The sequence below is a fragment of the Fibrobacter sp. UWS1 genome (assembly GCF_002300445.1).
Classification (GTDB): domain Bacteria; phylum Fibrobacterota; class Fibrobacteria; order Fibrobacterales; family Fibrobacteraceae; genus Hallerella; species Hallerella intestinalis.
Genome location: NZ_NSGW01000001.1, coordinates 511,205 through 526,908 on the forward strand (window position 1 = coordinate 511,205; position 15,704 = coordinate 526,908).

The following is a 15,704-nucleotide window of genomic DNA, read 5'->3' on the forward strand; positions in this document are numbered from 1 at the left end:
TTGCATCTGATCCAATTTGATTTTAATGCCCGGATGCAGCTCGCCTACGAACGGCGAGGCCATACGTGGTACGTCTATCGGGGGCTGAATAACCAATGGGAAGAAAATCCTATCGACACATTGCAAAAATCCCCCATTCAAAAAAACGGACTTTTTGTTTTCCGCCCCAAAGAAGTTCTGAACAAGGGCATTACGGACAAAAAGGACAGTATTTTACTTAGCGCAATTCAAGAAGATGGAGCAAACTGTATCAGCATTTATATTGTAAACAAAGCAGGCAAGGCCAACAACCAGCGAATCGCTTTCAAATTCCAAGCAGTGGACTACTTGATAGAAGAAGGCTGGCCGAAATCCTTTGAAACGGTATCCCAAATGGATACTGTGGAAATTTATGCAAACGACTTGGGCTATGGAGCGTCATTAGGGGAATATCGCCTTATCGTATCAAGTTTAAAACATCAAGATACGGTCCCGGTATTCGTGGACAGCCTGAAAGGTTCCGGCTCTCGTTACCGATTTAAGGCGGATTTGTCTTCGATTTGGAAAAAGCATCCTCTGGAAAATGCCGCCTATACACTCCAATGGCATTTAGGTTTTAAAACAAAAACGTTAAAAGAGGACTATACATCAGGCGAACAAAACATTTATTACAACCCCAAAACGATTGTGTGGGGAGATGTTTCCGCGCCTTCGCTGGCCTTTGATACGCTTTCAAAGTCTCCGGTATTTTCCTTGAATAAGGGTGAAACTTTTGCTTACGTCCAAAGTTTGGATTCCGTGGAAAATCGCCCGCTCCGAGGCTTGCGCAGTTTTCTAGTCCGCAAGGATACGAAAGACACGCTATGGCTTCTGCATCAGGCAAATGTTGGCGAGCCTTCCTATGGAATCCGCTGGACAGGAGCACCGGTTTCTTGGAGCGGAGTTGCAGACTTGTATGCGCAAGCGTATGATTTCGCCAATCCGAATTTTTCGATGAAAGCAAAATTGGCAAATACGGCGCAGGATTCCGCAAGAAGTTCGTGGGCATTCGCCCTGATCGATTCAACATTCCGAGCGGGAATCAACGGGACATCCATCCATCAAAAAATTCTTCTGGACAATGCGCCTCCTCAAGCAAGTGCCGAAAATTTAAAAGTCCTCGGCGTAGCAGACAAAAGCTTGCCCGCATTCGCCAAACGAAAAAATGGAGACGAAGTTCTGCTGAACGCAATGGACACTTTGCTGCTGTCTTTTGATATCGAAGAAAATCTGTTCGGGCGCGATTCTGAAATTGTCGTCGTAGAATTGGTCTTTACGGATTCTCTTGACAGAAGCAATTTGAAGCAAAAACGGTATCTCTATGAATTTACCGTGAGCAACTCCACAAAACGATTCGTTTTTCAAGAACCGGACGCGAACAGAATCGAAGACGGCATCTATACTTTAAACGTATTTCTTACCGACGAAGCGGGAAATAAAAGTTCCAAGCAAATCTTAAAAAATGTGCGAGTAGATAGAACTCTCCCGCAGATTCGCGGAATCACCCTCGGCGATTTCGCCTACGAAAACATTGCCGAATTGAAAAAAGGAAGCGCACACGTGAGCCAAAGCGCAGATGACGCCCGAAACCGTTCCGAACTCGTATGTTATGTCAAAGTCAATTTCTTTGACAAAGAAGGAAGCTGGAAAGGACCTCTGCCGGAAAACGCAAGCAAGATAGCACAAAATGCGAACATTCATTTTGATTTCGGAAAAGCCGCTCCGGATACGACCCATGGCATTTGGTTTGTCTATTTCGGATGCTACGATGATGCCGGAAATTTCGGCAAAAACATAAATTCCGTGGAAATAGGAGCCCGTTATCCCAAAATAACCCATCCCCAAAACGATTTTTATAGCGGCCCGATTTTAATTCGGGGTATAGCACCAAATCCTCTCGTACATGAAAATGACAATCTCGGCGAATTCCGCATATCTTGGAAAAAAGAGGAGGACAGTACTTGGTCCGAAAAAGGAATCCAATATCTGGTATTTGATAAATCCTTATTGCCGTCGGAAAGAGATTTGGCAATATGGAATCCCGCGGAATGCAATCTGGCAAGGGGCAGCTATGTTTTAAAACTTTCCGTCCGAAGTTGCGATTCCTGCCCGTGGATTTCCGACGAAAAAATCGTTTTTGTAAATGACGTTGCACCACTTGATTCGGCAAATGTTCCCAAACTGGTTATCGCTCCGCCCGTCGGGAATCACCGAGCCGGACAAGACAAAGACATTTCTATCGAATTGAAAAATGTACCCGAAGACTCAAGATGGCTGGTGAAAGCATTTATCGAAGTGCCATCGCCAAAAGATTCGACAACTTATGTAAGAGCCCTAGAAAAAACATTCGACCCGATGACGGCCTCTCCTTTTAAAACCCTCGCTGCGACTTCGGATTCCGGGCTTTCCATTTGGCAGGAAAACGATGGTTGCACCTGGCACGTCCGTCACGCTGGAAATGCTTTGGGGTTGAAAATCACGGATTCCACAAAAGCAAACCCGACGATTTCGAGAATGCCGCCCTACTTGGCGATCCGCTTTGTCGAAGGCGAAGTCAATTGGAACCACACAACGCTGCCGGATTCCAGTTCGTCTTTGTCTTTTGTCATGGACAGCATTCGAATTCAAAATGAAGGCATAAGCCTGACCATTCCACCTTACAATGCAACCAAGCTATGGAACGTCGGGAAAGATAGCGTTCATTTGGTATTTCAAACCACTAAACCTTTTACGGTAGATGCTTCCTGGATCGAGGGTGCATTCTTTGAAATTTCACAAAGTCCCGTCCTCTATGTTTTTCCGGAAAAATACAAGGCACATATTGTGTGGGATGGTTTAATAAACGGAAGCTATTCCAGCGGAAGCCTTGCCCGACTGAACGTCATCGCCTACGAAAAAGGAAACGAGAAGCACATCCTCAGCGAAGAAGCGAAATGGTATTTGGAATACGAAAATCCAAAAATCGAAATCGCTCCGCAGAATCTGGAAAAATACTATGTGAATTTTCTGGGTTCAAACGCCGATTCATCCGAAATGCAACTAGCGGATTATGGATTTCAATTCAAATTGACGGAACGTTCGGCATACGTGACAGCGGAAATTCTGGATTCCGCAAAAAATGTGGTGCGAACTTTGTTGGATAACAAGCTCGTCTTGGCGACCGCCACCAATCAATGGCAAACCCTTTCTTGGAACGGCGTCAAAGACGACGGTCTTGTGCTGGCGGGCTCTTATGCGGTACATCTTCTTGTCAAAAGCGAATCCGGAATTGTCATCGACACGCTTTATCCCTTTGAAATGACATGGGGAACAGATCTCGTCGAAGCCAAAAAGGATTCGGCAGGTCAGGTAGCCGACTTGAAGATGCTCGAAACATTCTTGGATGAAAACGGAAATTACCGCTATATCGGAAAGCCCGACTACATTCTTCAATCCAATGTTTCTGCGACTATTCTTCCGGAAAATGAAAGGACATTCCTCTACGAATGGGATATCTACGGCGGGATTCAAAAGCCTATTGTGTACAAAAAAACACGTCCAAGTATTGGGATTCGAAGACACCGTGATGAATTTTGGGCAACGGTGGTAACATTGGTGATGAGCGAATCACGAGTATATCAAGTCAGCTGGTGTGGTCTATCTCGCTGTTGTTTTGAAACAGGAATCAAAGAAAGTAGAGGCTATTGGTATCGAATGGATGTACAACGAGTACAATTCAAAAAGGGCGAATCCAATAAAGAAATTTTGGTGGATTTAGACTCCCTTCAAGAAAATGACAGCAGGATTTATGGTTACAAATCAAATAACATAGAAGTATTGCATAATTTGGCTGCAATCAAAATTTTTCCGGCAAGCTCTTTCGAAACAATTGAATCCTTTATAGGAAATTCGATGTACAATGCCGTATGGGATGCGGGATTTTCTTCAACCAAAGATTTTGCATGGGAAAATGTTTACAAAAAGAATTCATATATGAACAATACTAATAGCCAATATTTCCACCAGATTTCCAACTGGTTCAACAACTGGGGACAACCCCTGTATTATGAAGCGGTGGATACGAATTTGAATATTATTTCCAATGCAGGCAGTTTACTTAACGCTTTTAATGCCGCGATTTCTCCCTGCGAAACAGACGATATAGAGTCATCTTCTTTATCCGAGGACGATTCCAGATTTGTATGCGGAGCCAAAAACGCAAAAGAAGAAATTGATCCCTATGTTGTCCAACAATACAATCCCCATGCCTTTATGATGGATGTCCAATTAAAGCCTTTTGATGGTGAAAAAAGTTTTGTCATCAAGAAGTTTGAGAAAAACTATTGTAGTGAAATGGATAATTCCGGTTCAGACATTAAAGTTAAATTCGTCCTTCAAGTAAACCCGGATTATTGGGAACCCAAAATATGGGGAACGAACAATTTGGCCAACCGCTACGCCCGTTTTGATCCGTTGAGCAAAACCTTGTATGGAAACGACGGCTATATTACAAAACTTGTCGCCGGAGACTTTCTCAATTTCTATAACGGCTCCACATGGGTCGCCGATTCGAGACTCAATAACGGTCCTACCGTATTCGAAGTCCAACGTCTGCCGATGTGGCCTATTCCGGAAAATCCGCTGCTTTTTAATGATGAAATTCTCGCCTATCTTCCCGACAACAAAGATTCTTCCGTAAAATACTATCCTTCCGAATTTTCTTGGCGATTCTATCGCGGCAGTGGCGACATCAACTACAAAGCGGAAACAAGAACTTTTGAAGGAAACTTATTGGCATCCTTCCAGAGCAATGAACAGGCGGCCTTAACAGGAGAAGATAAGAGCATTGGCAAAATCCAGATTCCTTATGGATTTTACTTTGACGTCGCTCCGACAATGAATATCACGGAAGCAAAAAATGCCGGCATACTCCTTTCCCATACAAATACAGTAGCCTATCCTTTGGACGAAGGAAATTGTTCAGTCCATGCAGAAACTGGCAATCGTTTCTACGGCTGCGACAAGTGGGTTTCCCATCTGCATTCCGCGAAAAACGATTGGAACGATTCCCTGTGGAAAAGCCGATTCGCATTGAAGAACGGGCAAGGATTTATTCGCAACCCGCTGACCGATTCCAGCGTCATTTTTGAAAATTTGACCGCTATTGAAACGCCTAAAATAGACTCCAACAACGAAAAATTGGTTTATCACATCACTCCGAAAAATTGGTCCACCCAACACAATTTTTGGAGTTTCAACTTGGAAAATCCGAAATCCGACGTCGATGAAATTTTTGGCGGCATTTCTGTAAAAAAATATATCCTGAAATCAGACGAAGGAAATTCCGACGCATGGGAAATCGATTCGTCCACAACCGATACAACCACTTTCAGCATATTTAATAAAGGGAAAAACAAAACGTCAAAATTGACATTCTACCGTGCTAGGGACTCTATTTTTACATCCGAAAAAGGCCTAAATAACGGTGGGAAAAGCGAAGCAATTCCTTTAGCCAGAGTAGTTGCGCAAAGCCCAATTCTTGCAGACACGATAATCCATTCGGACTGGGCAAAAAATCCGTCCGCGGAAATCACCGGCATTTTCAAAAGAAAGCTGCCCAACGACACGAATTTCACGCGTCATCCCTATTTCAACGCCCGCTACGATTCCACCGCCAAGCAATTTGCCGTTTCTCGCAATTCTTCGGACATTTACGCTTCCCGCGAAAACGAAATGGTTACTCTGCAAGGCCGCATTCCGTACAACATCACCGACTGGAAAATTTCTTACATCCAGAACGGAATGCGTTTTAAAATTGCAGAGGGCACAAAGGAACCGATAGAAGCCACGATGGACGTGAACCGCTTACAAGGCAATACGTCTTTCTTCTTGACTTACAAAGGAATCGGCGACGTCACCTATTATCGGCAACTGGACGTACGCATCGGCGAACAGGTAAAAGCAAACGCAGAAAATTTTGTCTATTCCATGTACGGCAACGTTTCCGTTCATTTTGAAAAAGATTCCTGGAAAAGCGATGCCGACGTGACCGTGCGCACCATGGATCCTAGCGAATGCTATGATTGCCAGCTATTTCGGAATATGCATCCAACAGGTCCAATTATCGAAGTGCTTCCGTCGCACGTCTTTCCAGACGGCAAGTCCCCACTGGTGACTGTAGATATTTCCATGGAGACTTTGAAAAATGATGGGGTCGATTTCCGCAACTTGAAAATCTATAAACTGGAAAAAAAAGAAATCGTTCCGTTGGAAAAGGAAGGCGCAATCGTTCTCCTTGACGCCGAATTACAGCCCTGCAAAGCCGCAGATCCGTATTCCTGCGCCTTCGCAAGAATAAATGCCAAGACACCAACTTTCTCGAAGTTCATCGTCTTGGATTCGGCAAACGCGGACAGCGTCATGTTCATCGATTCTCTTCCCGAAAAAATCGAAGCATTTTCGTGCTACCAGCTGGACACCCTTTGGTTGGATACGCTTTGGATGGGAACAGCAAACGGCTGGTTCGAATTTCCCTATCCGTGTACGGGAAAGAGCAACTACCTTTTGCAACTGAGCGTCCAAAACAACGTGTCTGCGGAGCACCGCGGGGCATCGACGTTCCCCATTGTTTGGCCAATCCGAAATACCGATTTGGCGATTTCGGATTCCGTGTACCAATCGTCCATCGTCTTTTACGGCATTGATGGCAATACAGAACAGAAGCTCGGTCCAACAGTCCGCCTGGACTCCATCGCTCCAATCATTGAAAGCGTGGAAACCTCTATTTCCGAAGATGAAGAAAGTGGACGAAGCGTTCATGTCGAAGTGGAAATCGACGAAATCGGAAGCGGCATGGCAAAATCCACGCTGGAATTGTTCTTGGGCGGAAATCTACTGCAAAGCGTGACGATTCCCGGAAATGCACCACCGATATACGACTTTCAATTAGACAGAAAGTCTCTCTACGCCTGCGTCGGTTGCCAAGCGACAATCAAAGTCATCGCCGAGGACAAGGGACACAATACCGATGAAGCTGTCAAACAAACAGAAAAGCTTTACCCCTATCCGTCCTCCTTGGTTTTGTGGTATCCCTTTGCCGAGGGTTCGGGAAACATCGGCTACGAATTGATGACAAAGGAAAATCCCAGGCGAATGCATTTTGATCTTTCCGCGATAAATGCGCCGTGGAATGGAAGATACGGAGTACATTTGTACAAAGCGACCGATTCCGCAAGCAGCCGATACACGCTGGCAGCCTTGGATTCCCTGCGTCCGTTTACATTTGAACTGAATTTCAATGCGGGCAACATCCAGCAAAGCGATTGGGCGATTCTCAGCTTTGTCGGTCAAAACGAATGGACTTTTGGCCTTGGCACTTATAACCGCTACTTCCTGAAGGTCGGCTCCGATGTATTTTACTTCAATACAAAGCGCGATGCAAATATCCCCACTCATCTAGCGGTCGTAGTCGAAGGGAAAAATGCAAGCCTTTACAAAAACGGCAAACTTACAGAAACCATCCGTCTAAAAAACGAGCTTTTGTACGGAGGAAAAGGCAAGCTTGCCATTGGAACTCGCAACGGATTGCGCAGTGCCGTGGGAAACATTTCCAACCTGCGTTTCTATGCCTCGGCACTCAGTGCGGAACAAATCCAGAATCTATTTGCCGGAGTCCCTCGCGAAAGATCCGTACATATCGCATCTGTTCGCGCTGTAACGCTCTCGGATAGAAACGGTCTAACGGTCGATCAGTCCTGTTCCGCTCCGGGAAAGGCGTATCTCCGTCAAAACACTACAGACAATAGCGGGAAAATGACGTGGAAAGTCGATTTGGATGCCGATGATTATACCCTCTACCTTTTCCATCGAAACTATATAACCGAAGAATCCGAGGTCGAAGTGACCATAGACGGAACGCACCTCGGAAAATTTAAGCTAAATTCTACAGGCTTGTGGAAAAGCGAACAAGTGGCGGATCTTCATCTTCCCCTGAAAGCAGGTGTTCATGAAATGACGATTCGTCCTATGGGAAATCTCGGTATCGCCGCTTTGGCGTTAGCGAGTTCTCAAGCGGGTATGGATGGAAATATGATGGATTATGGAGAATCCTCCTGGACAATTCCGGAGGAAAAAGTCCAAGTACGTATGAAATACGAGACTCTGGACGATAAAAAATGGGCGCAAATTCGTTTTGATCTGCGTAACAAAACGGACAAGGCTCTGGAAAATGCAAAAATTCGCTACTATTACAAAGGGGAAGGCGAAAACGTAAACGCCGTCGCATTCTATCCAAGTTCTCCGATGCGGGTCGTAAACGATGCGGGATCCGTATTCTATGCGGAGTTTGCGCTCACCGAAGTCATTGCCGCTTACGGCACCGCCTACTTTGGGCAAGGTCCTTTAATCGGTCTGCATCGCCTGACTTCACCCAGCAACTACTTCCCCTATTGGGATATAACCGATGACCCGAGTTACATTCAGGAAGCAGAAAAGGAATACGCCGAAGCAACAGGAGTCGCCCTGTTGGACGCCGAAGGAAACTTGCTCAATGAATTTTCCTGTTACGACGAAGACGGCCCGATACAAAAGGCGAAGCGTCGCGTTCGCGCCATGGCTAGGGACAATAGCGAAGGATCAAACAGCGAAAGCCATCTTGCCATCTATGTGGAAAATACCGGAAGCGTCCCGGTGGACGGCTTTGAAACGCGCTACTACTTCCGGGACACCGCTCAAACAGAATTGGATATCTACTGGAATGCGTTCGCCCAAAGCAGCAAAGTAAGCGCAGGCGGCGACTTATATTACGTTTCCTTCCTGTATGACGATATTCTAAATGCGGGAGACAAGTCCGATTACGGCAACGGAGTGCAATTCTCTCTACATCATCCGAACAGGACTCACGATTTCAACGCCGCAGACGACCCTTCTCACTACAATCTGAACAACCGCGAAATGGTGGAAGCCGACTCCATTGTGGTTCTAGATAGACAGGGCAACTTGCTCTGGGGAAATGCTCCGCAGCCAAAATTCCGCCCCGAATACATCGTCAAAGAAAATCATGCCAAATCCATATATAGGGAAGGCGACATCGTCTATGTGAATATCGAAGAAAGTGGCTATTACACCCTTGAAACAGTGAATGCCATCGGCGTTCCGCTAAAAAACCTGTACAAAGGCTCTTGGGAAGCGGGAGAGCATTCGGTGACTCTCGACATGAAACAGATTCCGCCATCGAGCTATATCGTACTGCGCAAGAATTCGGAAATCCTTGCATGGGAACTTTTGAACTAAACATTTTTCTAAAGGAAACCTCATGAATAAACTCAACATCTTCCTCATTTGCGCCGCATTGCTTGCGGTCTTGCTCACCGCCTGTTCCGAAAACAGCTCCTCTTCGGAACCCGAATACGTTTTTGATGCCAGCGTCGTATGCCCGGCGGAAGGCCTGAACGCCTACGGCGAACCGAACCGCGGAACGTTCATCGACGAACGAGACGGGCGAACATACAAATACACCACCATCGGGAACCAGGTTTGGATGGCGGAAAATTTGAAAATCGAAGCCGATCAGAGCCAATGCCTCAAGGAAATCGAGAATTACTGCGATAGCGTAGGCCGATTCTACATATCCGCTCCTTTGCGTCAAGAACATGATGTGCGCAAATGGCTTGCGACCATTTGCCCTTCAGGGTGGCATGTGCCTTCTGTTCTAGAATGGGATTCGTTATTTACCAATATGGGTTCCGATGCAAAAGGTCTATTGAGATTACAAAGTACTACCGTTTTTGAAAATGTTATTCCGGGAACCGATGATTGCGCATTTAATATTTTGCCAATGGCTGTTGGTTTGGAGAAACCTGAAGATCCTAAAAAAAACTATAAATATATTAGCCCTTATTTTGCCACTTCAACCTTTTTCGATTTAATCTCACTTTACAGTTTTTATATAAACACTAAAGTTTATTATGTTAGAAGCACAATAGATTATTCCTTTATACGGTGCATAAAAAACAATTAATCGCAAACCTCTATTATTATCAACACCTAACTCTATCCCAGCAAACAACTTAACATTATAGGAATATACAAAAATGAAACGTCACTCAAAATATTTTTCATTCTTATTTATTTTTTCGATCCTGCTGATCGCCTTATCTACAGCCTGTTCCGAAAATAGCTCTTCGGCAGAAGATTCTTTTGACGCCAGCGTCGTATGCCCAACGGAAGGCCTGAATGCCTACGGCGAACCGAACCGCGGAACGTTCATCGACGAACGAGACGGGCGAACATACAAATACACCAGCATCGGGAACCAGGTTTGGATGGCGGAAAATTTGAACGTTGAAATAGAAAATTCATCCTGTGCTGACGAGGCATGTCTGAAAGGCCGGATTTACGCACAGCCTACGGCTCCAAGCGCTTGTCCAGCAGGATGGCATTTACCTACACATAAAGAATGGCTAACGCTTTTTGAAAATATGGGCGGAGCCGATACCGCAGGATACCGGTTAAAAGCAACGGCAGGATGGCTGCCTTTGAATCCCGGTGAATTATCTAATGGAACCGACGACTGCGCTTTTGGAGTGCTGCCAATACCTATAACGAGCATCTATACTACAACCAGTCCCAATAAGCAGGATGGTTATGCGGCGTTATTGTGGACTGCCGATGTCAACAATCTCGCCAAAAAAACAATCGGAATAGTTTTTGAATCTCAGACAATAAAAGCCAAACACATAAACTACGACCAATACGACTGGCTCTCCATCCGCTGCGTAAAGGATTGATATGAAAAATAAAATTCTCCCCATTCTTCTACTTTTCGCATTCCAATCCTTTGCACTCACTTTGGAACAGGTGAAAGCGACTCTTGCAGAGTGCGTTCTCCCACGGGATTCCATTGAAATGAATTTGCGGGTTTCCGTAAAGGCAACCGGCATCTCCCAGCAGACGGACATCTATCTGGTGAACAAAGGGCGCGAAAAAAGCTATACCGAAATCAAAAGCGGTTTTCTGAAGCAGCGCAGCATTGTAAACGGCAATAAAATGAAAATCACCGACCTGAATACCAGCAAATCGCAGATTCAGGATTACAATGGCGAAGCGCTAGGGACGGACTCCTATGCAGCTTTTCATCCGCTGGATTCCGGCGAATGGAGCGAACCAAAATTCCTTTCGGACGATATTTATACGATACAGGGAACTATCGGCACGCTCTATTACAATTCCAAGAAAAAACGCATCGAAAAAATGGAATCCGACAAGGACGGAGCAAACTCATGGACAATCTTCTCTTACGATGTGAACAACAGAATTCAGAAAATGGAAACATCGGTAGTCGTAAACGGTCAAGAAAGCGTCGTAACGACGGAAATTCTCCGGATGCAGAAATCCGATAAAATTCCCAACTCGCTGTTCGATTTCTAACCCGCAAAGCGGCTGCCGAACCTTGGTTTGTGAGTTTGTCAGTCGCAAACCATGTCGAAGGTAAAGTGGTTTGAAAAACACAAACCACCAATACAACCGATTTTTTAGAGGTTTCCTTTAAGGCAAAAGAACGACATCATTATAACAGAAAACCCGGACAACGCTTTATCCGGGATTTCTTATGCAATCTACTGCACGAAGCAACATTTAAAGATTCGAATGGATAGCGGCAACCAAAGTACTTTTTGGCACTGCGCCGACGACATTGCCTACTTCGATGCCATTTTTGAAAAGTTTCATATTCGGGATATTCGTAATCCCAAATCGAGCGCAAAGCCCTTCATTTTCATCGACATTGACCTTGGCGACCACCAACTTGCCATCATATTCCGCCGCCAGTTCTTCCATCACAGGCCCCATCATCTGGCAAGGTCTGCACCAGACGGCCCAAAAATCCACAAGGACAAGATTTCCCGAATTGATGACCTGGTCAAAATCTTTTTCAGTCACATTAAGAACAGACATGATAAAACCTCTTTTAAATTTTTCTTTAAAATAACTATTTTTGCAGGTTGAGAGTACATTGATGCCCCTTTATGCGATATTCATCACGTTTTCATTTTTGCTTTCGCACGCTTTTGCCATCGAAGAGCTAAGCACTGCCCGTAAAGGGGCGGAGCATTCCGAAATCGCAGAAAGAACCTACGATCTGGAAGGGCAAAAAGCGGAATGGATTTTGGGAACGTCCATTTTGGGAAATCCGGATTTGGAATCCCGCTCGGCAGGAATCGGAAATCCTACACACAGACTTCCCTCCAAGCTCGCCGGCATTTTTACATTCCCCCTCCAATACGATGCTACGCAGCTTTCCCTGTATGGCGAAAACGGCATTATGAAAGAAGAATTCGTCCACGGCATTCCCGTTGACACTCCCGAAACGAAAATTCTCTGGGAACGCTATGCGTTCAACGGCAACGCCTTCGGGTTGGATTTCCGGCGATTGCTGCTCGACAGCATTGAACTCGATATCGGCATGGCGAGCTATTCCAACGACAGTTCCAAGGTCTTCCGCTACCAGGATGTCACCCATCAGCCGTTTTTCGCCTTGGGACGCGACTCTTCGCAAATTCCCTTCAGCGGGCGCAACATCGCGATGAACACGACGCATTTCAAACCCGCGGTCACCTGGTTTATGTCCAAAGGAGAAATTTCCGCCAGCCTGAACTACCTCGTGGTCGAAAACGCCGACATTCCCCCTTATGCTTTTGAAATCGATTCCACAAATTATGCCGACATCACCTACCTGCAAGAGCCATTCCAAACGGAGTTGCGTTCCTTTACTTACGGTGTACGCGCGGGATTTCGGCCCACGAAAAGCATTGAAATCTATGCGAGCGTTTATTCGGGAGAGCACGAAATTTCTTACGACAGCCTGGTGAATCTGGTTCAAAGCGTACAAGACTCGCGGGACTCTCTGGATAGGATTGTCCACGACACGACATGGTACGGCACAACCGATGAACTCAAATACGAAACCGTGAACGGTGAAGGCGGTGTCGCCCTAAAATTGCCCTTGAATCCGGCACTGCGAATGCAATATGAATTTACAGAAGCCAATTCGCAATACAAGCAAGATCGGGAACTCTATTATTTGGAATTGCAGAACGAATTTCCCTTTCTGGATTTCCGGATTCAGGCGGGAGCCCTCCGCAATTCCGGCATTTTCGATTCCACCGAAGTGGCAAAGACCGCTTCTGCCAACGCTTCCTTCCACTTGCCATTCCATGTCGATTTGAAAACCTCATTCAAATACGACACCCGCTTCCCCGACATCGACGAACTGAAAATTTTTAATCGCGGACGATACGCTTTTCCCAATAAAAACCTATTGCCCGAAGAGCACACCCGCATTACCGGGGATCTGGAATGGAATCCCGGCGGCATTTTTTACGGAGTTGGCCTTCGCTACGAATACGCGGAAAATCTGATAAAGCCTCGCTGGGTGACAGGCTCCGGGCTGGAATCGATAGAACGCGCATACCAATGGATAAATTTGCACAATGCCGAAGCACTCGACTGGTATGTCGCCGCAGGATTTGCGCTCGGCAACTGGCAATTCTATTTGGAAAGGGAACAAAAGCTCTCCAAGCAAAATCGTCCGATAGACGTTTCCGACCTTTATTATAAAGGCTACATCCGCTGGGCCGATAAATTTGTAAAGAATCGTCTGGGAGTCAGCATCGGTTTTGATTTTACCTGGTTCGGCAACCGCTGCGATTTGCAGATGAACGAAGACGACGAACTGGAAATCATCGAATTAAAACATTACCTGGCTCTGAATTTCGAAGCCCGCATGAAAATCCTTTCCTTTTCCCTTTATACGCGCATCGACAATCTGAACCACAGCATGTATGAACCGGCAGCGGGCTACCGCCCCGAAGGAATCCGTTTTCTTTACGGCATCACGTGGCAATTTGACAATTAGCGGGATTTCTTCATCGGCGGCGAGAACTGCACCTTATACATCACAGGCCAGTATTTTCCGGTAATCCACAAAAATTTTCCATCATAAGCAATGCCATTCAGCACTTCCGCCCGAAGAAATCTTTTTCGCAGTTTCCGGGAAATTTCCGAAAAATCCAACCACTCCAAAACACTGCCAGAACTCATATCAATGACAGCAACGGAATCCGACTGCCAGACGTTTGCGTAAAGAAAATTCCCCACCATTTCCAATTCATTCAACCGAGAAACGGAACGTTCGCCGTCCTTTACCTCCAGCGTTTTAAAAATGCGTTTATCACCCGGCGAAAGAAAAAAAAGCGTCGCCGATCCGTCCGAAAGAACCAGCGCATTTTGAAAAACGGTCAATCCCCAGCCCTCGCCCGGAATCGGAAAGTTCGATTTCTGCTCCAGCGTTTTGGCATCCAAAACAAATGCAACGCCCTCGCGCCATGTCAGCCAAAAAATGTCATTTCCAAATCGGACGGAGCCTTCACCAAAAAAGCCCCTTCCGATTTTTACCGAATCCGAAACCGCTCCGCCCACACTCCGATATCGCAAAAGGCGCGAATCGCCATATTGCCCGGTGGATTCGTACAAAACGCCAGAGTCAAAAAAAAGCCCTTGCGTGTAATTCCGCGAATCATGTTCCACGGAATCGACCACGCTGAACTGTCCGAGTGCTGCGGCGAACAGAATTTCCGCAATCATTTTTCCAGCCAGATATCCGGCCAGCGGTCATTCGCCGTATGATTCGTCAAGCGGGCCGCCGTTTTGACCGGAGTTCCGATTTGCCAAAGATAAAGTTCATAATCGTAAATGTCGTGATCATGGCCTTTGGCCGTCGCGCCCCAGACGAGCCATTTCCCATCAGATGAAACGCGGGGAAAATACTCGTGCGAACGCCGCCCCGGAAGATCCATCAACTTGGCAGCCTTGGGGACGCCAAAAAATCCGATTTTTTCCTGCTGCACGCCGTCTTTCAAAGTAAACCACAGGATTTCGCTCGGTGCCGCCGTGCCCCCGTTTCCCGTGGGATTGACGCGATAGACACGACTGCCGTCCGCAAAGAAATCGATTTGGCAGCCGTCTCCGGATTTATTCCACTTCTTGTTCGCCAAGTCCCAAATTCCCGTTTCCCGCATAGATCCGCGCAAAGTCAATGCCAGATATTTGCCATCGGGAGAAAGATTCGGTTCCTGCAAAATCACGCCGTCCTCATCAAACGCCTTCTTGCCGTCAAGCAGGAGCTTTTCTTCGCCGGATTCGAGATTTTTCGTATAGACGTTTGCGCCGCGAGAAAAGACGATATTTTTGCCATCAGGCCGGAAAGTTCCCCACGTCGCATTGTCCGCGACTTTCTTTTCGCCCTGGCCATCGACGCCAATTGTCCAGAGTTCCCATTTTTCCGGGTAATTCGCATCATTTTCGGGAGTCCAGCCACCCTTGGAACGGGTGAAGATGACCGTTTTTCCATCGGGAGAAAAGCGCGGGAACCAATCGACCGTCGTCGAATTGGTCAGCTGTTTTTTTTCGGAGCCATCGGCGTTCATCAGCCACAAATCATGAGTGGAATGGCTGCGCGAAGACGACCAGACGATTTTGCCTTTCAATTTTCCCTGAAGAGCATTCAACGCGGACTGTTCTTCGGATGTCGGAGAAACGGGCGCGCCTGTCGGAGCCTCGTCGGCAAAGGAAAGGGAGGAAAGCGCAAGAGCGGCAATAATTATTTCGGACAATTTCATAAAAATTCCTTTTGTTCAAAGCCTTTTGAAAAT

General features: G+C 46.3%; 8 protein-coding genes. 5 read left to right on the top strand and 3 right to left on the bottom strand.

What is annotated here, in order from left to right; translation table 11 throughout:
• The 4 genes from BGX14_RS02095 (at position 1) to BGX14_RS02110 (ending at position 11,424) form a co-directional block, all read left to right on the top strand.
• Positions 1–9,288 (top strand): LamG-like jellyroll fold domain-containing protein, encoded by a 9,288-nt coding sequence (locus BGX14_RS02095; protein ID WP_143394086.1) that lies wholly within the window; start codon positions 1–3, stop codon positions 9,286–9,288.
• Between the two features lie 22 nt (positions 9,289–9,310).
• Positions 9,311–10,015 carry an FISUMP domain-containing protein gene (locus BGX14_RS02100; protein ID WP_095878922.1) on the top strand — a complete coding sequence of 235 codons (705 nt, stop codon included), beginning with the start codon at positions 9,311–9,313 and terminating at the stop codon, positions 10,013–10,015.
• Between the two features lie 73 nt (positions 10,016–10,088).
• Complete coding sequence (locus BGX14_RS02105) at positions 10,089–10,784, top strand: FISUMP domain-containing protein (RefSeq protein ID WP_095878923.1); 696 nt, start codon at positions 10,089–10,091, stop codon at positions 10,782–10,784.
• A 1-nt stretch (position 10,785) separates the two neighbouring features.
• On the top strand, positions 10,786–11,424 hold the full coding sequence (locus BGX14_RS02110) for a hypothetical protein (RefSeq protein WP_095878924.1): 639 nt from the start codon (positions 10,786–10,788) through the stop codon (positions 11,422–11,424).
• Positions 11,425–11,631: 207 nt separating this feature from the next.
• On the opposite strand, the gene trxA is transcribed toward BGX14_RS02110, so the two are convergent.
• A complete protein-coding gene (trxA, locus tag BGX14_RS02115) occupies positions 11,632–11,949 on the bottom strand; it encodes a thioredoxin (RefSeq protein WP_073302042.1) in 318 nt (105 codons plus the stop codon).
• 58 nt (positions 11,950–12,007) lie between these two features.
• On the opposite strand from trxA, the gene BGX14_RS02120 reads away from it, so the two are divergent.
• The gene (locus BGX14_RS02120) at positions 12,008–13,909 is read left to right on the top strand and encodes a hypothetical protein (RefSeq protein WP_143394087.1); all 1,902 of its coding nucleotides are present in this window, start codon (positions 12,008–12,010) and stop codon (positions 13,907–13,909) included.
• Here the strand turns inward: BGX14_RS02120 and BGX14_RS02125 are convergent.
• Both BGX14_RS02125 and BGX14_RS02130 read right to left on the bottom strand, forming a co-directional pair.
• Positions 13,906–14,637 carry a glutaminyl-peptide cyclotransferase gene (locus BGX14_RS02125; protein ID WP_073302046.1) on the bottom strand — a complete coding sequence of 244 codons (732 nt, stop codon included), beginning with the start codon at positions 14,635–14,637 and terminating at the stop codon, positions 13,906–13,908. The genes BGX14_RS02120 and BGX14_RS02125 overlap by 4 nt on opposite strands.
• Positions 14,634–15,671 (bottom strand): PD40 domain-containing protein, encoded by a 1,038-nt coding sequence (locus BGX14_RS02130; protein WP_095878926.1) that lies wholly within the window; start codon positions 15,669–15,671, stop codon positions 14,634–14,636. Before BGX14_RS02130 ends, BGX14_RS02125 begins: the two co-directional genes overlap by 4 nt.
• Positions 15,672–15,704: the final 33 nt, after the last annotated feature.